Annotated in this window: 19 protein-coding genes and 1 tRNA gene; 7 read left to right on the plus strand and 13 right to left on the minus strand. The window is 63.5% G+C overall.

Annotation, left to right across the window (positions count from 1 at the left end; all coding sequences use genetic code 11):
* Window positions 1–32: 32 nt before the first annotated feature.
* The 3 genes from lipB (at window position 33) to CSQ92_RS23855 (ending at window position 2601) form a co-directional block, all read left to right on the plus strand.
* Window positions 33–737: a lipoyl(octanoyl) transferase LipB gene (lipB, locus tag CSQ92_RS23845; RefSeq protein WP_070257891.1), complete on the plus strand. Its 705-nt coding sequence runs from the start codon at window positions 33–35 to the stop codon at window positions 735–737.
* 39 nt (window positions 738–776) lie between these two features.
* A complete protein-coding gene (gene lipA, locus CSQ92_RS23850; RefSeq protein WP_034782748.1) occupies window positions 777–1793 on the plus strand; it encodes a lipoyl synthase in 1017 nt (338 codons plus the stop codon).
* Window positions 1794–1938: 145 nt separating this feature from the next.
* Window positions 1939–2601: a uracil-DNA glycosylase gene (locus CSQ92_RS23855; protein ID WP_099395573.1), complete on the plus strand. Its 663-nt coding sequence runs from the start codon at window positions 1939–1941 to the stop codon at window positions 2599–2601.
* Between the two features lie 68 nt (window positions 2602–2669).
* On the opposite strand, the gene CSQ92_RS23860 is transcribed toward CSQ92_RS23855, so the two are convergent.
* Together CSQ92_RS23860 and CSQ92_RS23865 are read right to left on the minus strand one after the other, a co-directional pair.
* Entirely contained in the window at window positions 2670–4826 is a 2157-nt protein-coding gene (locus CSQ92_RS23860) for a TonB-dependent receptor (RefSeq protein WP_099395574.1), read from the minus strand.
* A 94-nt stretch (window positions 4827–4920) separates the two neighbouring features.
* Window positions 4921–5277: a hypothetical protein gene (locus tag CSQ92_RS23865; protein WP_099395575.1), complete on the minus strand. Its 357-nt coding sequence runs from the start codon at window positions 5275–5277 to the stop codon at window positions 4921–4923.
* A gap of 150 nt (window positions 5278–5427) precedes the next feature.
* Here CSQ92_RS23865 and CSQ92_RS23870 point away from each other — a divergent pair, with 150 nt between their 5' ends.
* On the plus strand, window positions 5428–6585 hold the full coding sequence (locus CSQ92_RS23870) for a PepSY-associated TM helix domain-containing protein (RefSeq protein WP_099395576.1): 1158 nt from the start codon (window positions 5428–5430) through the stop codon (window positions 6583–6585).
* A gap of 84 nt (window positions 6586–6669) precedes the next feature.
* A complete protein-coding gene (locus CSQ92_RS23875; protein WP_034782761.1) occupies window positions 6670–7092 on the plus strand; it encodes a PaaI family thioesterase in 423 nt (140 codons plus the stop codon).
* A gap of 2 nt (window positions 7093–7094) precedes the next feature.
* On the opposite strand, the gene CSQ92_RS23880 is transcribed toward CSQ92_RS23875, so the two are convergent.
* From CSQ92_RS23880 to CSQ92_RS23910, 7 genes are all read right to left on the minus strand, one after another.
* Complete coding sequence (locus CSQ92_RS23880) at window positions 7095–7790, minus strand: anti-sigma factor (protein WP_099395577.1); 696 nt, start codon at window positions 7788–7790, stop codon at window positions 7095–7097.
* The gene (locus CSQ92_RS23885) at window positions 7787–8377 is read right to left on the minus strand and encodes a sigma-70 family RNA polymerase sigma factor (RefSeq protein WP_034782766.1); all 591 of its coding nucleotides are present in this window, start codon (window positions 8375–8377) and stop codon (window positions 7787–7789) included. Before CSQ92_RS23885 ends, CSQ92_RS23880 begins: the two co-directional genes overlap by 4 nt.
* A gap of 98 nt (window positions 8378–8475) precedes the next feature.
* Window positions 8476–8997 (minus strand): peroxiredoxin family protein, encoded by a 522-nt coding sequence (locus CSQ92_RS23890; protein WP_070278438.1) that lies wholly within the window; start codon window positions 8995–8997, stop codon window positions 8476–8478.
* 83 nt (window positions 8998–9080) lie between these two features.
* Window positions 9081–9767 carry a BON domain-containing protein gene (locus CSQ92_RS23895; protein WP_070257900.1) on the minus strand — a complete coding sequence of 229 codons (687 nt, stop codon included), beginning with the start codon at window positions 9765–9767 and terminating at the stop codon, window positions 9081–9083.
* Entirely contained in the window at window positions 9760–10356 is a 597-nt protein-coding gene (locus CSQ92_RS23900; protein WP_034752465.1) for a phosphoheptose isomerase, read from the minus strand. Before CSQ92_RS23900 ends, CSQ92_RS23895 begins: the two co-directional genes overlap by 8 nt.
* A 57-nt stretch (window positions 10357–10413) precedes the next feature.
* Window positions 10414–10773, minus strand: a complete 360-nt coding sequence (locus CSQ92_RS23905; RefSeq protein ID WP_099395578.1) for a YraN family protein — start codon at window positions 10771–10773, stop codon at window positions 10414–10416.
* 9 nt (window positions 10774–10782) lie between these two features.
* Window positions 10783–11988 (minus strand): penicillin-binding protein activator, encoded by a 1206-nt coding sequence (locus CSQ92_RS23910; RefSeq protein ID WP_081345741.1) that lies wholly within the window; start codon window positions 11986–11988, stop codon window positions 10783–10785.
* Window positions 11989–12153: 165 nt separating this feature from the next.
* Between CSQ92_RS23910 and rsmI the strand changes: the two genes are divergently transcribed.
* Window positions 12154–13062 carry a 16S rRNA (cytidine(1402)-2'-O)-methyltransferase gene (rsmI, locus tag CSQ92_RS23915; protein WP_034782777.1) on the plus strand — a complete coding sequence of 303 codons (909 nt, stop codon included), beginning with the start codon at window positions 12154–12156 and terminating at the stop codon, window positions 13060–13062.
* A gap of 41 nt (window positions 13063–13103) precedes the next feature.
* Here rsmI and CSQ92_RS23920 read toward each other — a convergent pair whose 3' ends face one another.
* Window positions 13104–13706, minus strand: coding sequence for a hypothetical protein (locus CSQ92_RS23920; protein ID WP_034782779.1), 603 nt, complete (start codon window positions 13704–13706; stop codon window positions 13104–13106).
* A 205-nt stretch (window positions 13707–13911) separates the two neighbouring features.
* Here CSQ92_RS23920 and CSQ92_RS23925 point away from each other — a divergent pair.
* Window positions 13912–13988, plus strand: a tRNA-Pro gene (locus tag CSQ92_RS23925).
* Between the two features lie 179 nt (window positions 13989–14167).
* Here the strand turns inward: CSQ92_RS23925 and CSQ92_RS23930 are convergent.
* From CSQ92_RS23930 to CSQ92_RS29630, 3 genes are read right to left on the minus strand one after another with little or no spacing between them, the layout of a single operon-like run.
* A complete protein-coding gene (locus tag CSQ92_RS23930; protein ID WP_099395579.1) occupies window positions 14168–15091 on the minus strand; it encodes a hydroxymethylglutaryl-CoA lyase in 924 nt (307 codons plus the stop codon).
* Window position 15092: 1 nt separating this feature from the next.
* Window positions 15093–16025, minus strand: coding sequence for a 2-hydroxyacid dehydrogenase (locus CSQ92_RS23935; RefSeq protein ID WP_099395580.1), 933 nt, complete (start codon window positions 16023–16025; stop codon window positions 15093–15095).
* A 9-nt stretch (window positions 16026–16034) separates the two neighbouring features.
* Window positions 16035–18062 (minus strand): acetyl/propionyl/methylcrotonyl-CoA carboxylase subunit alpha, encoded by a 2028-nt coding sequence (locus CSQ92_RS29630; protein ID WP_099395581.1) that lies wholly within the window; start codon window positions 18060–18062, stop codon window positions 16035–16037.
* Between the last annotated feature and the right edge of the window lie 62 nt (window positions 18063–18124).

Below are 18124 nucleotides of genomic sequence, written 5' to 3' on the forward strand. Positions count from 1 at the left end.
CAGGGCGCCGGCAGCTGATTACAGAGTCTGTCATGACCACCACCCGAACCGAAACGGCGCTGATCCGCGAGCTGGGCCGCGTCGATTACGAGCCCACCTTTGCCGCCATGCGCGCCTTCACCGACGCGCGCACGACGGAGACGCGCGACGAATTGTGGATCGTCGAGCATCCGCCCGTGTTCACCCTGGGCCTGGCTGCCGACCGCGGCCATTTGCTGGCGGGAGCTGACGCGATCCCCGTGGTGCAGACGGACCGTGGCGGCGAAGTCACGTTCCACGGTCCCGGCCAGGTGGTGATTTACCTGTTGATGGACTTGCGCCGCAACAAGCCGGGCGGCAAGCTGTATGCGCGCCAGTTCGTGCATAAAATCGAGCAAGCCATCATCAACGTGCTGGCGGCGTATAATCTCGCTGGCGAGCGCATCGATGGCGCGCCTGGCATCTATCTTGCCGGCGGACCAGACAAGGGTGCGAAGATCGCCGCGCTGGGCTTGAAAGTGCGCGGCAACGGCTGCACCTACCATGGCGTATCGCTCAACGTGGCGATGGACCTGGCGCCGTTTTCCTGGATTAACCCGTGCGGCTATTCCGGCCTGAAGACGGTGGACATGCGCAGCATGGGCGTCGTGGTGCCGCTGGCCGAGGTGCAGCGGGCCCTGGCCCATGAATTGACCGTATTACTCGATGTAAGCGAAGCAAACAGCGCCGCAGGCGCGCCTCAGGCAGCGGATGCCTGAGCAAACAAACCAAACTTTGCCCCTCAAGGGCTTGCAGCCATGACTTCTGAGACCATTTCCAGCACCGCCCCCGCCGCTACTGCCGCTCCCGCGTACAACCCGAGCGAAAAGCAAAAAGGCGCCAGCAAGACGTCGCGCATCCCGATCAAGATCATTCCGATCGAGCAAGTCGAGCGCCTGAAAAAGCCGGACTGGATCCGCGTCAAGGCCGCCTCGGCATCGACGCGCTTCTATGAAATCAAGGACATCCTGCGCGAAAACAAACTCGTGACGGTGTGCGAGGAAGCCAGCTGCCCGAACATCGGCGAATGTTTCGGCAAGGGCACGGCCACCTTCATGATCATGGGCGACAAGTGCACGCGCCGCTGCCCGTTCTGCGACGTTGGCCATGGCCGCCCGGACCCGCTGGACAAGGAAGAGCCGGCCAACCTGTCGAAAACCATCGCCAAGCTGCGTCTGAACTACGTCGTCATCACCTCCGTCGACCGCGATGACTTGCGCGACGGCGGCGCCGGCCATTTCGTCGAGTGCATCCAGCAAACGCGCGCCCTGTCGCCGAACACCCGCATCGAAGTGCTGGTGCCCGACTTCCGCGGCCGCCTGGAAAAAGCCCTGAACCTGTTCAAGGATGGCTTGCCTGACGTCATGAATCACAACCTGGAAACGGCGCCGCGCCTGTACAAGGAAGCCCGTCCCGGCTCCGACTACATGCACTCGCTGAAGCTGCTGAAAGATTTCAAGGCCATGTACCCGGACGTGAAAACCAAGTCCGGCATCATGGTGGGCCTGGGTGAGACGGACGAGGAAATCCTGCAAGTCATGCGCGACATGCGCGAGCACGACATCGACATGCTGACCATCGGCCAATACCTGGCGCCATCGAACAGCCACTTGCCCGTGCGCCGCTACGTGCATCCGGACGTCTTTAAAATGTTCGAGGAAGAAGCGTACAAGATGGGCTTCACCCACGCCGCCGTGGGCGCCATGGTGCGCAGCTCGTACCACGCGGATGAACAGGCGCACAGCGCCGGCGTGGAATCGGCGCTGAATTTCTAAGCTCTTTGCGCCACATCAAAGCCGCCCGCTGCAGAGCTGGGCGGCTTTTTTTTGCCTGTGCGTATCGTGTCCACCTCCTGCGGCTGAGCGTCCTATACTGGCATGCTGAAAAAGCATGATTGACGGATAAGTGATGAGGTGAGGCATGGACGTACGCATCGACGCATCGTGGAAGGCGCGGCTGGAAGGCGAGTTTACGCAGCCTTACTGGGAACGCCTGGCCGCCTTCGTGAAGGAAGAGTATGCGGCAGGGCCGTGCTGTCCGCCGGGGAAAACCATCTTCCGGGCGTTCGACCTGACGCCGTTCGAGCAAGTCAAGGTGGTGATCCTGGGACAAGACCCGTATCACACGCCCGGTGCGGCCATGGGCCTGTGTTTTTCCATTCCCGAAGGCAAGCCGGCGCAGCCGAGCCTGCAGAATATCTTCAAGGAATTACATAGCGACGCAGGCGTGGTGCGCACGCGTACGGATTTGTCCGACTGGGCCGAGCAAGGGGTATTTTTGCTCAACAGTGTGCTGACGGTGCGCGCGGGCACGGCCGGTTCGCACGCGGCCAAGGGGTGGGAGAAATTGACGGACAGCGCGATCCGCCACCTGTCCGCCGAGCGCGAGCACCTGGTTTTCATCCTGTGGGGCGGCTACGCGCAAGCCAAGCGCAGCCTGATCGACCCCGGCAAGCACCTGGTGCTGGCGGCGCCGCATCCGTCTCCCTTGTCGGCAAGCAAAGGTTTCTTTGGCAGCAAGCCATTCAGCCTGGCGAATGCTTACCTGCAAGCGCATGGCCAGGCGGCCATCGCCTGGGCATAATTCCTGGAACCGTACGGCAACCGACAGCGGCAGGCGTTGCTCCCTGCCGCTGTCTTCGCGCGTAACTCTTAGAAGCTTGTCGACAAGCCGGCGTAGAAACTGCGGCGGGCGCCGTACTGCGGCGCTCCCACGCCCACGCCGGAACCGTCGCGCAGCAGGTAGGACTTGTCGAACAGGTTGATCAAGGCCAGACGTCCCTCGACCTTGCCGACGGGCGTATTTTTCCACGTGTGCGTAAGCGCCGTGTTGACGGTGAAATAGCCGGGCAGATGGCCGGAATTCGGTGCGCCGCCGTCCGGGGTCATGCGCAGGCCGCTGCCGTAAAGGAAGTCAGCGCTCACTTGCGAATCGCCAAAGTGATAATGGCCGCCGCCCGACAGCGTGTATTTCTGGTCATGATCGAGGTAGACATAGTTCTTGCTGATGTAGTTCAACTCATCGGCGCCAAACAGGGCCTGGCCCGAATTGATGTTGCGCCCCTGCGCCTTTTGCGTGCTGGCGTTGAGGAACAGGCCCCAGTTTTTCTCGCTGTAAATGGCCGACAATTCCAGGCCCTTGGCGTAGCCGTCCGCATAGTTGAATGGCGTCAAGATCAGCGCCTGGCCGAACTGGCCTTCGTCCAGCAGATTGTTGATCTTTTTATAGTACACATCGGCCGTCACGGTCAGTTTCGCATTCACCTGGTGGCTGATGCCGACGTCGTAGTAGTGCGTGCGCTCGGCCTTGACGTTGTCCGACTGGCCGATTTCCGGCGCATTCGTCGTGTTCGCATACAGGTCGATGCTGCCTTGCGCCGCCAGTTCCTGCGGCGGCGGCGTGAAGTAGCGCGAATAGCCGGCGTGCAGGGCCGTGCCCGGCGCCAGTTGATACGCCAGGTTGACGCGCGGGCTCCATTGCTGCTCGCTGGTATAGGCCGAGACCTTGTCGAAGCGGGCGCCATAGTTCAGGGTCAGGGGTTTGCTGATATGCCATTCATCCTGCAGGTAGAAACTGGCCAGCGTGCCCGTCTTGCCGCTGTTGTCCAGTACCGTGATGGGTGTGGTGGACGTTTGCGCGCCATCCATCGCGGGGAAGACGGCCACCGTGTTGTCGCTGGTCGTCTTCTGGCGCGTGTAGGCCAGGCCCGCACGCACGGTGTGGTCCTGGTGCAATTTGTAGCTGATGTCGAACTGGGCGCCCGAGGCGCTGTTCGCGCGGCGCGAATCCGATGCCACGCCGTTGTAGATCAGGTCGCCGATGGCATCCGGCGTGAAGTGCAGTTCCGAATACTGGTGGAAGGCGGAAACCTGGTAATTGAGGTCGCCCAGGCTCTTTTGCAGCGACAGCACGAGGAAGCGGTTCACTTCGCGCTGGTTTTCATTCAGCTGCGACGACGGGATACTGGACGTGCCCGCCTGCGCATCGCTGTGGCCAGCCAGCGAGAAGCCCGGCGCCTGATCCGGATTGTTCGGTATCTGGAAGCGGCCGTTGTAGGTGCCGAACATGGCGCCCAGGCGCGTATTGTCGTCGAGGAAATACGACAGGCTGCCGAACGATTTGTTCTGGCGCGTCTTGTCGTGCAGGGCGCTGCGCGTGTCTTGCGGGTTTTCCACGCCCAGGGAATTACCCAGGTAGCTGCCGGACAGGTAGTAATTGAACTTGCCCACGCTGCCGAAAAATTCGGCACTCGGTTCCACATGGTCGTGGCTGCCGACCATGATGCCGATGCGCCCGCCTGGCGTCAGTCCGCCCTCTTTCGTTTCAATATCGACAATGCCCGCCGTACGCAGGCCGAACTGGGCCGGCAAGGCGCCCGTCATGAAATCCGTCTTGTCGATCAGGCGCGTATCGATCGACTGGCCGAAGCCGCTGATGCTTTCCGGCAACTGCACGCCATTGATGCGGTATTGCACGTTGGCATGGTCGTCGCGCACGTGCAGGGCGCCGGAACCCTTCGAATCCTGCGATACGCCCGGCAGGCGCAGCAGTACTTCATTGAATGGCGTGTTGTCGCCCTGGCCCAGCATGTCGACCATGTGGCTGTCGATGCTGTAGATGGTGGTGCCGACTTTTGGTGACAGCTCGATGCGGGCGCTTTTCAAATGGGCGGACGTGACTTCCACCTTTTGCATGTCTTGCGGTGCAGTATCGGCACTGGCTTCGGCAGGCTCGGCGGCGTGGGCGGAAAAGCTGAACAGGCTGGCAAGGGCGAGCGACAGCGCGCTCAAGCGTGGTGTGTGTTGCATGGTGAACCTCGAAAATAGTCAACGCCAGGCGGCCCGGCGCGCATGGAAGCGCGGCAAGGGGCAGCCTGAAAAAAGGATAAAAACAGCGTGGGAACTACAACGAGGCGGCAGGCGGGCCGCGCACGGGCGGCAGGATGAGGGCGGCGATGGGTGCCAGGGTGGCGGGAGCCAGGGCCAGCAGGCGGTACGGCAGTAATTGGGCGGGCGGCTCGACGATGGCCGGCGGCACGGCGATGTCGGCCACCTTGTCGATGACGGTGGCGCACAGCGCGCACTCTTCCGCGTCGAGGGTCGTCTTGTGCAGGTGCGAGGCGGCCGTCGACAGCAGGAACACGAGGGCCAGCGCACTGAACAGCGCCACGCACAGCCGCCACGGCGTGCGCGCGAGGGCGGCGGCACCGTGATGGGCAGGCTCGCCGTAAGGCTTGCGGGTGGGCTGGCGGGAAGACATGGGCGCATAGTAGCAAGAAAATCGCCCCGCTGTCAGCGCTTGTTGCAATTCATTTGCGCTGCGCGGGCCAGACAGGATGCCAGCTGATAATGATTTTCACTCCGGGCCTTTCATGCTATCGTTTCGCAGCCCAAATTTCCCAAAGTTTTCATGTCGCAACGTTCGATCAAGTGGTTGTTTGCCAAGCTGCACCTGTATGCGGGACTGTGGTTTGGCGCCCTGTTCGTCCTGTTGGGCTTGACGGGCTCCGCCATCGCCTGGATGCCGGAACTCGATGCCTGGCTCAATCCCACACTGTTGCAGGCGAGTACGCCGGCGCCTGGCCAGGTGTTCCAGGTCACGCCGCGCACGCTGCAAGCCGTGGTGGACGGGCTCACGGCCGACCCCGCCTACGGCAAACCGAGCCAGCTCAATCCGCCGGCCGATGCGCGCGACGTGTATGTGGCCTCATACCGCCAGGCCGGCACGCCATCGCCGTTCAGCCAGGCCATCGTGCGCCAGGTGATGGTCGATCCCTACACCTTGCAAGTCAAAGGCGAGCGCGACTGGGGGCGTTTCGGCCTCACGCGCCCGTTGCTGATGTCGGGCATGTTTCATCTGCACCGCTATCTGCTGTCGGGCGACGCGGGCAAGACTATTACGGGCATTTCGGGCGTGATGCTGCTGCTGATGGCCTTGAGCGGCATCTATCTGTGGTGGCCGCGCCTGCAGTGGCTGGCGATCAAGCGTGCCTTGACGGTGTCGCATGGCGGCTCCTGGCCGCGCTTCAACTATACGTTCCACAAGGCGGCCGGTTTCTTTGCCGCGCCCGTGCTGGCCATGCTCGCCTTTTCCGGCATCTATTTCAATTTGCCGCAATTGATCGTGCCGCTGGTGGCGCTCGTATCGACGGTGCCGGACACGGCCAAACTGAAGAATGTGCAGCAGGACGGCGCCGTGCTCGATGCGGGCCAGGCCATGACCGCCGCGCAGCTGCTGTATCCGCAGGCGCGGGTGTCGCGCATCGTGCTGCCGGCGAAAAAGGACCAGCCGTATGACGTGCGCGTGCGCCAGCCCGGTGAAATCGCCCACGGCGACGGCGCCACGCGCATCACCCTGGATGCGCGCAGCGGCTTGCCCCTGCGCATACGCGATCCCTTGCGGGCGCCAGCCGGTGACGTCTTCCTGGGCTGGCAATTTCCCCTGCATTCGGGCCAGGCGTTTGGCGCGGCCGGGCGCGCCTTCATTACCGTCTTTGGCCTGATGCCGCTGCTGTTCATGCTGACGGGGACGCTGGTGTGGTGGAAACGGCGGCGCGGCCGGAAATAAGCGGCCGCCAAACCGATGCGGGGAAAGTTGCTATCATCATAGTATTTTCCGGCGGATCCCGGATTCACCCGCACAAGGACCAGCATGAGCAATCCCGAGATTACCGTAGCAATGTTGAATGAACGCGGCACCGGCCGCCTGCCCGGCCACCTGGGCATCGTCATCACGGAAGTGGGCGACGGCCAGCTGACGGCGGAATTGCCCGTGCTGCCGCATTTGCTGGCGCCGAATGGCTATCTGCACGCGGGCAGCGTGGTGACCCTGGCCGACACGGCTTCCGGCTATGGCTGCATCGTCAACCTGCCCGAGGGCGCGAGCAATTTCACGACCATCGAACTGAAATCGAACCACCTGGGCACGGCCCGCGAAGGCACGCTCACCTGCACGGCCAAGGTTGAGCACAAGGGCCGCAACACGCAGGTGTGGGATGCCGTGGTGAAAAGCAAGGAAACGGGCAAGACGATTGCCCTGTTCCGCTGTACGCAGATGATTTTGTATCCTAAATAAGACTAAATTTTCACCCAGTTACCCTTGTACAAGATTGGTCCCGTCGGTCCGTTCGGATCCGGCGAACCGCCTTTCGGCTCCAGGGTAACGGCCAGCAGCGCCACGTCGTTGCCGAGGGCGCGCTGGGACAGGGCCAGTTTCACGTTGCCCTTGTCAGCCAGCAGGCCCAAGGAGCGTGGGTTGCCGCTCTTCGGCACGGCCCACAGTTCCAGATCGCGATCAGCAGGCACGGGCGCATTGCCCACCATGCGCACCTCGAGGGCGCCGTGGCGGCTGTCGGCCGTCAGCAGCAGGGCCGTTTGCGCTTTCTCGTCCGTCAGGCTGGCGACATAGCTGATCTGCGGCGCGTCCATCACGCGCGTGGCCACGACGATCACCAGCAGCGCGGCGATGGCGCTCGACGCCATGCCCAGCGAACGCCAGAACGACAGCGAATCGCGCCACAACGACCAGCCGCCTTGCGGCGCCAGGTGCAGGCGCCGCTCGATCTGCTGCCACACGCGTTTGGGCGGCGCCACGGGCGTGGCAAATTCCGCCATCGGTTCCAGGCGCTGGCGCCATTCGGCCGTGATATTGCGCAAGTCGGCGTCGTTGTGCAGCCAGCCTTCAAAACGCCGCCGCGCGCCCCCTTTCAGGGTGCCCAGCACGTATTCGGATGCCAGTTTCTGGCGCAGCACGTCATTGCCGCGGATATTCATGATGCCTCCCGTTTCGCCAGGCACGTGCGCAGCCGTTCCAGGCTGCGGCGTATCCAGGTCTTCACGGTGCCGATCGGCAGCGACATCTGCTGCGCCACTTCGCTGTGCGACAGGTCATGATAGAAGGCCAGGGCGACCACCTGCCGGTGCAGCCCTTCCAGGGCCGACATGCAAAACGCCAGCGCCTTGGCGTCACCGCTCAGTTGCAGCGACTCGATCGGCGTGGCCTGGGGATCCCGGAGTGCATTCATGACTTCGCTATCAAATTGTTCGGCATCGATTTCCACGGTATCGTCGCTGCGCCGCAGCACATCGAACGCCTTGTTGCGCACGATGGTGGCCATCCAGGTCATCGGCGCCGCCAGATGGCTCTGGTAAGTGGCGGCATTGTTCCAGATGGCGACGAACCCCTCTTGCAAGGCTTCTTCAGCGAGCTCTTGCTTATGCAATATACGCAGCGCAAAGCCAAACAGTTTCGATGAGGTGGAGTGATAGAGCTGGCGGAACGCGGTGGCGTCCTTGTTACCGGCGGCAAGCAGCCAGGTTTTCAGTTGCTGCGGGTCGAGCGATTGGGCGGCTGGGGACACGGCTGGCCTTCACGAGGTGAGTGGGATCACGCCTGGGAAGGTTATAACAAGTTGGCAACCTTTAGCAACAAGGTTTTGTGCAGTGTTTGCGCGCTGTCTTAGCCTGCGATGGCGGATTCGAGCAGCTTGTGCAGTTCCGCGAATTCCGGCTTGCCCACATAGCGCTTGAGGATCTTGCCCTGCTTGTCGAGCACGAAGGTGGTGGGCGTCAGGGCCACGTCGCCGTAGGCCTTGGCCGCCTCGCCCGTCACGTCGAGCGCCACCTTGAACGGCAGCTGGCGCGTTTCGGCGAAGTTCAGCACGTAGTTGGCCGGATCGTATTTCATGGCCACGGCCACGAATTCCAGTCCCTGCCCCTTGTACTTGTTGTAGGTATCGACCATGTCCGGCATTTCCGCCACGCAGGTGGTGCACGAGGTAGCCCAGAAATTGACCATCACCACCTTGCCGCGCAGGCTGGCCGAGGTGATTTTCTCGCCATGGATGCCGTGGAAGGTCACGTCCGGCGCGCTTTGCTTGTCATTCAGCGACAGGTAGGCTGCCGCCGCCACGCCCGCCACGAAGACGGCGATCAGGGCTGGCTTGATCCAGGACTTGCTTGCGGATGGCGAAGTTGACATGGTTTTCAATAGAGTAGCGCTACGATGCGTCCATTATAGACGCATCATCAGTCTGGCGCCGTAGGCCGGATGGGGGATGCCGCTTATTGCTGGACCGTGTCGCTGGCGCTGCTCGTCGTGCGTGCTGGCGCCGGATCGGGTTGCAATTGCTTCAGTTCCGCTTCCGAAATGTAGTCGAACAGCTTGACCACTTTCTGCACGCCGCCCACGCCGCGCGCCACGTCGGCCGCGACCGTGCCTTCGCGCTGGGTGACTCTGCCCATCAGGAAGACGGTGGCGTTCTCGGTGACGACCTTGAACGAGGCCGCCGAAATGGTTTTCATGTCGACCAGGCTAGCCTTGACCTTGGTGGTGATCAGCGCGTCGTTCGAGCGCGAGGTGTAGCTGGCCGGACCGGCGATGATCAGTTCATTGGCCACCGATTCCACGCCCTCGATATTGCGCACTTCGCGCTCGACGGCATTTTTCATCGCTTCATCGCGCACTTCGCCCGTCAGCAGGACGCGGCGGTTGAAGCTGGTGACATTCACGTGGCCCACGTCGCCGACGATGGAGGGGATGCGCGACTCGCCTTTGAGGGCGATCGACTTGTCTTCGGTCTGCGCGCCCAGGGTGCGGCGGTCCGCTGCGGCAACGCCGCCCATCACCGCGCCGCCGACCATCAGTTCGATGCAGCCGGTGAGCGAGGTGAGCATGGCGCCGCACAGCAGTGCGGTGGCCAGCGGGCGTTGTACGCGTTTCCAGCCTGGGCCAGTACCGAATTTAGTCATTCACGTCTCCTCCGAATAGGGCGACATCGATGCCGTCGCAGATGCAATGTATGGTGGTCAGATGGACTTCCTGGATGCGCGCCGTGCGCTCGGCCGGCACGCAGATATGCACGTCGGCGTCCGTCAGCATCTTGCCGATGGCGCCGCCGTCCTTGCCCGTCAGCGCCACGACGCGCATTTCGCGCTCGAGCGCCGCTTCCACGGCGGCCATCACGTTGGCCGAATTGCCCGACGTGGAGATGGCCAGCAGGATGTCGCCGGCCTGGCCGAAGGCCTGCACCTGCTTCGAGAAAATCTCGCGGTAGCTGTAGTCGTTCGCCACGGCCGTCAGGATCGACGTATCCGTCGTCAGCGCCAGGGCCGGCAGCGGAAAGCGCTCGCGTTCGAAGCGTCCGACCAGCTCGGCTGCGAAATGCTGGCAGTCGGCGGCGGAACCGCCGTTGCCGCAGGCGAGGATCTTGTTGCCGTTGGACAATGCATAAAACATCAGGTCGATCGCCTGCGCAATGGGTTGCGCCAGTACGGTAGCGGCCTGGATCTTGAGTTCGGCACTTTCGTGGAAGTGCGAGAGGATGCGTTGATTATTCATAGTCTGCCGATTATAGTGCAGGCGCGCGGCATGGCGGACAAGCACTGTTAAAAATGCTTACATATCGAGGATGTTCTTCAGCCAGCTGATGCGCCCGCCATCGATGGCCAGCGCGTCGAAGCGGCACGGCGGCAGCGCCTTTTGCCCCAGCAGCCAGGTTTGCGCGGCCACCACCATGCGCCGCTGCTTGGCCGGCGTAATACTGGCCAGGGCGCCGCCGAAGGTTGTACTGCTGCGTAGCCGCACTTCCACGAAGACGACCGATGCACCATCGCGCATGATCAGGTCCAGTTCGCCGCCCTTGCACAGATAATTACGTTGTAGCAGCACCAAGCCTTGCAGCAGCAGATACGCGAGCGCATCGTCTTCCCCTTGCCGTCCCCGTGCCTGTTTATTCTGGAACGGCAGGGGAGGCATGGCGTGTCCTTATTGGGCCGGCGGCACGGCGACAGGCGCGGCCGGTGGCCAGGTACCCAGCACGCCCTGCTGGTAGGTGGCGGCCTGTTCCGTGCGTTCGAACACGCTTTGATCACCCTCGAAGCGCACGGCAAGGCGGCCCGTCACGCCATCAAGGGTAAATGGCGCGTTCGGGCGCAGCGCCACTTCGCGCGCCACGCGGAAGGCATCGATGCCCAGCGCGTACAGGCGCTCCATGTCGGCCGTCAGGCGGGTGTCGGCCGGTTGCGGCGGCTGTGGATAGACCATCACTTGTGGATGGTCGCGCTGCACTTGCCACGGCAAGTCCAGCAGGCGCGCGCCGTCGAGCTCGGGGCCGCTGGCGCCGCGCCCGGCGCCGGGATTCAAGGACGAGGTGCCATACAGGGGCAAGTCGCCGCCGATGGCCACGCGCAGCTGGCGCGCCTGGTCGGCGTCGAGCGCGGCAAACAGCAGTCCCGGCGGCGTGGCGGCCAGGCGTGCGCGCAGTTGCACCAGTTCGGCATCGCTCAGGTAGCCATTCGTGGCCGTCAAGTCCATCGTCTCGATCTTGCCGCCCTGGCGCAGCCATTCCTGCTTGAAGGCGGCGCTGATGCGGCGCTGCGAGGGCGATCCGGCCGACAGGACCAGCGCGCTGGCACCAGGCTGTTCGCTGGCGGCCCAGGCGGCGACCTGGCGCGCTTCCGCCTCGATCGACAGGCCCATCACCAGCAGCTTGGCCGGCAGGCGCGCCTCGCCGCGGTTGTCCGGGTGGTTCAGGGCGATCGTCGGTTTGCGCACCAGGTCGCTGTTCGCCACGGCCGTGACGGCCGAGCGCGACAAAGGCCCCACGACGATGTCCTGTTCCTCCTGTGCTTGCGCAAACTTGTTCAGGACGTCGCTGCTGCCGTCGCCCGTGTCGATCACCGTTACTTCAAAGCCGCTTCGGTCGCGCTCGTATGCGGCCATGAAACCGGCGCGCAGCAGTTCGGCGGCCGGACCCAGCGAAGCCGAGCGCAGCGGCAGCAGCAGGCCGATGTGGTGGGCCTTGCCGTCGGACGGTGCCGGTGCCGTGGCGGCCGGCATGTCTTGTGGCGTGCCGGTCGCCGGCTTGGTATTGATGGGCGCCAGCGGGGCGCCATTGCCGTCGTACGCGGTGATATCGGGCACGGCCACGGCAAACGTCACCGGTTCGGGGGCGGGCGGCTTGGGCGGCACGGGCGGTGGCAGCGGCTTCGGTGGCGGCAGCGCCCTTGTGTTAGATTCAATAGGCGCGCACAATTGCCCGGGCGCGTCGCAAGGCGTGCTGCAAGCGCTCAGCATGCCGGTCGCGGCACAAACAAGCAGTAACTTCACACTATTAGCAAGCATTTAACCTCCAAAATGACCGTACAAGAAATCAGTTCCATCGCCAGCCTGCCCATCATGACAGAGGCGGCGCACCAGGTCTATCCTATCGCAACATTGTATATAGTGGCCACGCCGATCGGCAATGTGACCGATATCAGCCTGCGCGCGCTGCATCTGCTGAGCCTTGCCGATGCCGTCGCCTGTGAAGATACGCGCAACACGGCGCACCTGCTGACGCGCTTTGGCCTGAACAAGCCGTTAATTGCGGCGCATCAACATAACGAACGCGAAGTGGCGCAGACCCTGATTGCCCGCCTGCACGCCGGCGAGCGCATCGCCCTCGTTTCCGACGCGGGCACGCCGGCCGTTTCCGACCCCGGCGCGCGCATCGTCGATGCCGTGCGCGCGGCCGGCCTGCGCGTGCTGCCCCTGCCCGGCCCCTCGGCGGCGATTACCGCCATTTCCGCCAGCGGCCTGTTGAATGACCAGTTTTACTTTGTCGGCTTCCTGCCGGCCAAGGCCAAGCAGCGCGAAAACATGCTGCACAGCCTGCGTGGCGTGACGGCAACGATGGTGTTTTACGAGGCGCCGCACCGCATCCTCGATTGCGCCACGGCCCTGGTGGAAGCGTTCGAGCCGACGCGCCAGGTGGTGTTCGCGCGCGAACTGACGAAACTGTTCGAGGAAATCCACCGCTGCCCCCTGTCCGAAGCGGAGGCGTGGATACGCGCCGATGCGCACCGCGAAAAGGGAGAGTTCGTCGTCCTGCTGGAAGGCGCCACGGAAGCGCAGGACGCGGAAGACGTGGAAGCGGAACGCATCTTGAACATCCTGCTGGCCGAATGCAGCGTCAAGCAGGCGGCGAATTTGACGGCGCAGATCACGGGCCGCAAGAAAAACGCCCTGTATGAACGGGCGTTGCAGTTGAAGGGGCAGGAATAATCGGATGACGGCCCACCCAAAATGGGTGAATTGTTAAATTGTTACCATTTGCAGCCGCTATCCTTCTTGTCGAGCAACATCAGCACGGGCGCCAGCAAGCCTGCGCCTGAATAGGCGGTGCGGCAATCGCCGCGCTTGCCTTGCGCGATGTCGCGCGCCAGCTGGGTTTCCGTTTGCAGCGGCTTGTCGGGGATTTGCCCCACGGCCGTGCCCACCTTGGATGGATCGCGCTCGCCTGCCATCTTGCGCGCCGTTCTTCTGGCCGCTTCCATATCGAATTTCGGCGTTTCCGGGGTTTCTTGCCTGAAGGTATCGGTACTGGCCGCCGGCGTGGCCGGTGATGCCGGCACGACAGTGATGGCTTGCGGGCTGGCCGCCGGTGCCGTGGCCGCCGCCGGCGTTTCCCGGGCAGTGGCGAGTTTCGGCTTGCTGATGGGCTTGGGTTCGCGTTTCGGCTTGACGACTTCGACAGGCGGCGGAGGCGCCTTGGTGGCCAGCGGACGTATCCACACGGCGATCGACTCCACGCGCGGTGCCGTGTCCTGCTGGACAGGCGGCTGCACATGGCGCCACAGATAGAGCAAGGCGCCATGCAGCAGCAAGGACACGGCTATGCCCAGCACGATGCCGCGGCGGTTCGGCATGGGCCGGCCGCCGTCGCTTCTTTCTATCCTGAACTCCATTGCCGTCGTCGCCTTCATGTCTGATCGGGAAAACTTGCCAAGCCAGTGTCGCATACTTCAATCGTTTTGAAAAATACATGGGTTCCTGTGCCGCCCGTAAATAATTTACATAGAGTTTCACCTGACCCTTGACCGAAGTCGATACGGCCTGTATTATCTTGGTCTTCGGAGTGTGGCGCAGCCCGGTAGCGCACCTGGTTTGGGACCAGGGGGTCCAAGGTTCGAATCCTTGTACTCCGACCAAATTTGTAGAAAAAAACCCAAGAGTTTCGGCTCTTGGGTTTTTTTTCGTCTGTACGGTTCAGGCAGGACGGAATAAGTTGGCGTAGGTCGGGTTAGCGCCAAGCGCGTAACCCGACAACAGTGTTGGCCATGACCTCGGTGACGTCGGATTACGCGTGGCGTTGCCACGCTAATCCGACCTACGCAGCGAGGCGTTTCGCCGCGATGGCATTGCCCGCGCGGCTGGAACCCTTGCGCCCCAGCTGCTGCGAGATGAACTGTCCCGCATCGACCACCAGGTCGAGGTCGATGCCGGTGGCAATCCCCAGTCCCTGCATCATGTACAGCACGTCTTCGGTCGCCACATTGCCGGTGGCGCCCTTGGCGTAGGGGCAGCCGCCCAGGCCGGACACGGACGAGTGATAGATCGCGATACCCGTTTCCAGGCTGGCGTAGATATTCGCCAGCGCCTGGCCGTAGGTGTCGTGGAAGTGGCCGGACAGGCCTCCCACGTGGAAAGCCTGGATCGCGCGCTCCATTACCGCCTGCGTCTTGCGCGGCGTGGCCACGCCGATGGTGTCGGCAATGTCGATCTCGTCGCAGCCGAGATCGCGCATGCGGCCCACCACGTCGGCCACGGCGTCGAGCGGCACGTCGCCCTGGTAGGGGCAGCCGAAGGCGCAGCTGATGCTGCCGCGCAGGCGCAGACCGTGTTCCTTGGCCGCCTTCGCCACGCCTTCGAAGCGGGCGATCGATTCGGCGATCGAGCAGTTGATATTCTTTTGCGAGAACGCCTCGGAGGCTGAACCGAAGATCACCACTTCATCGGCCTTCGCCGCCAGCGCCGCCTCAAAACCCTGCATGTTCGGCGTCAGCGCGGAATAGATCGTGCCGGCGCGGCGCGCGATCTTTTCCATCACTTCCGCGCTGGTGGCCATCTGCGGCACCCATTTCGGCGAGACGAACGATGCCGCCTCGATATTGGCGAAGCCGGCCAGGGTCAGGCGGTCGACCAGTTCGATCTTGACGGCGGCGCTGATGGTTTCCTTCTCGTTTTGCAGGCCGTCGCGCGGACCTACTTCGACGATCTTGACCTGTTTCGGCAAACTAGCTTGAGCATGCATTTCAATATCCTTGCAAACGGTTGACGATGCCGGCGACAGAGTCTCCGGCTTGCAGGCGGCGCATCTTGGCGGCGATCTGCGCCACGCTTTCGCGGCGCAGGGTGGCGGCCGAAATATGCGGCGTGATGGTGATGCGCGGTTCTTGCCAGAACGGGTGCTGCTGCGGCAGCGGCTCGTTGCGGAACACGTCCAGTGTCGCCCCGGCGAGATGCCCGGAGCGGATCAGGGTCAGCAGATCCGGTTCGGCGATATGCGCGCCGCGCGCCACGTTGATGACATAGGCGCCCGGCAGCAGCATCGACAGGCGCGCGCGGTCGAGCAGATTGTGCGTGTCCGGCGTGAGCGGCAGCATGCACACCAGCACGCGCGTGCCGCGCAAGAATGCTTCGAGTCCCTCTTCGCCCGCATAGCACTGCACGCCATCGACGTGCTTGCGGCTGCGGCTCCATCCGCGCAAGGGGAATTCGAACTGCGCCAGCGCTTGCAGCACGCGCGTGCCCAGCATGCCCATGCCCAGCACGCCGACGGGAAAATCCGCCTTGTCGAATGCGGGCAGCGGTTGCCAGATACCGGCGCGGCCCTGCGCCTCGTAATCGTCGAAACGGCGGAAGTGGCGCAGCACGGCGTGGCTCACATATTCGGCCATCTGCACGCCCATGCCCGCGTCATCCAGGCGCACCAGCGGCACGTGGGCGGGCAGCGCCTCGCCAAATTTCAACAGCGCGTCGACGCCGGCACCCGTGTTGAAGATGGCTTTCACGTGGGCCAGCTCGGGCAGCATGGCGGCGGGCGGCTGCCACACGACGGCATAGTCGCACGGCGCCACTGTTTCGCCTTCGCGCCAGAAGATAATGTCGGCCTCGGGCAGCAAGTCGCGGAAATCGCTGATCCACGCCGCTTCCTTGCCGTCCGAACGTTGTAAAAGGATGCGCATGGCGTTCTCTTACGCGGCAGCCTTGAAGGCCAGCAGCGGTGCGCCATCGGCCACCTGGTCGCCAACGGCATACAGCACGTCTTCCACCAGGCCGTCGTGCGGCGCGGCGATCGTATGTTCCATCTTCATCGCTTCCATGATGACCAAAGGCTCGCCCTTCTTGACGTCCTGTCCTTTGTTGACCAGCACGGCGACGACCTTGCCCGGCATCGGCGCCGTCAAGCGCCCGCCTTCCGCTTCCACTTCGCCCGCATGCGCCATCGGATCGCTGTAGTGCAGTGTGTAGTGCAAGCCGCCGCTGAATACGTGGAACTGTTCCCCGTCGCGCAGCACGGTGCCATGCACGGCACGCTCGCCGAGCTTGATGTGCAGTTCCAGGCCTTTGCGCGCCGTCAGGGTGAGGGGCTGGCCGTTGAACAGCCAGCCATCCGTCTTGTAGGCGATGCGCGCGGCATAGGCCTTGCTGTCGCCAGTGAGCGCGAATTCATCGGCAAACGCCAGGCTGCGTCCCAGAGTGCTGTTCAAGCGCCAGCCCAGGGCATTGCCCCACGGGTCGGCGCGGTTGGCTGACTGTGCTTCGGCGGCCGCTTTTTCTTCCAGCAGCAGGGCGACGGACGCCAGCGCCAGGGCCGTGTCGGGCGCCGCCTGCAGGGCGGGGAACAGCGACGCTTGATTGCGTTCGATGAGGCCCGTATCGAGGTCGGCGCTGGCAAACGCCTGGCCTTCGACCAGGCGTTTCAGGAAGGCGATATTGCTGGCCAGGCCGACGATCTGGTAGTCGGCCAGCGCCTGCGCCATGCGTGCCAGCGCTTCGCGGCGGTCCGCGCCCCAGACGATCAGCTTGGCGATCATCGGGTCGTAGAATGGCGAAATCGCGTCGCCTTCGCGCACGCCCGAATCGATGCGCACGGACGCTGGAACGACCGTGCCGCCCAGTTCGAAGGTGACGGCCGATGGCGACTGCATGTGGCGCAGCGTGCCGATCGACGGCAGGAAGCCCTTTTCCGGATTTTCCGCGTAGATGCGCGCCTCGATGGCGTGGCCGTGGATCGTCAGTTCGCTCTGTTTTTTCGGCAGCGGCTCGCCAAAGGCGACGCGCAACTGCCATTCCACCAGGTCGGTGCCGGTGATCATTTCCGTCACCGGATGCTCGACCTGCAGGCGCGTGTTCATCTCCATGAAGTAGAACGAACCATCCTGGTTGGCGATGAATTCCACCGTGCCCGCACCCACATAGCCGACGGCCTTGGCGGCGGCGACGGCCGCCTCGCCCATGGCCGCGCGGCGCTCAGCCGGCATGCCGGGCGCCGGCGCTTCTTCCAGCACCTTTTGATGGCGGCGCTGCACCGAGCAATCGCGCTCGAACAGGTAGATGCAGTTGCCGAGCGTGTCGGCAAACACCTGGATTTCGATATGCCGCGGACGCGACAGGTACTTTTCGGCCAGCACCTTGTCGTCGCCGAAAGAGCTGATCGCTTCGCGCTTGCACGAGGCCAGCGCGGCCTTGAAATCATCGGCATGCTCGATCACGCGCATGCCCTTGCCGCCGCCGCCGGCCGATGCCTTCAGCAGGACCGGGTAGCCGATCTTGTCGGCTTGGCCGTGCAAAAAGTCCGCATCCTGTTCCTCGCCATGGTAGCCGGGCACCAGCGGCACGTTGGCTTTTTCCATCAGCGACTTGGCGGCCGATTTGGAGCCCATGGCGCGCATGGCGGACGCCGGCGGGCCGATGAAGACCAGGCCCGCTGCGTGGCAGGCGTCGGCGAAGTCGGCATTCTCGGAGAGGAAGCCGTAGCCGGGGTGGATCGCCTGCGCTCCTGTCGCCAGCGCCACGGCGATGATCTTGTCGCCGCACAGATAGCTTTCCTTGGCCGGCGCGGGGCCGATCAGCACGGCTTCGTCGCACACGGCAACGTGCTTGGCGTTGGCGTCCGCTTCCGAATAGACGGCGACGGTCTGGATGCCCATGCGGCGCGCGGTAGCGGCGACACGGCAGGCGATTTCGCCGCGGTTGGCGATCAGGATTTTAGTGAACATGGTCTCTCTCTATTCTCTCAAAGGTGCAGCGGTCTCTTGATGGACCTGGTCTGTTGGCTTGT

The organism is Janthinobacterium sp. BJB446 (genome assembly GCF_002735655.1).
Taxonomy (GTDB): domain Bacteria; phylum Pseudomonadota; class Gammaproteobacteria; order Burkholderiales; family Burkholderiaceae_D; genus Janthinobacterium; species Janthinobacterium lividum.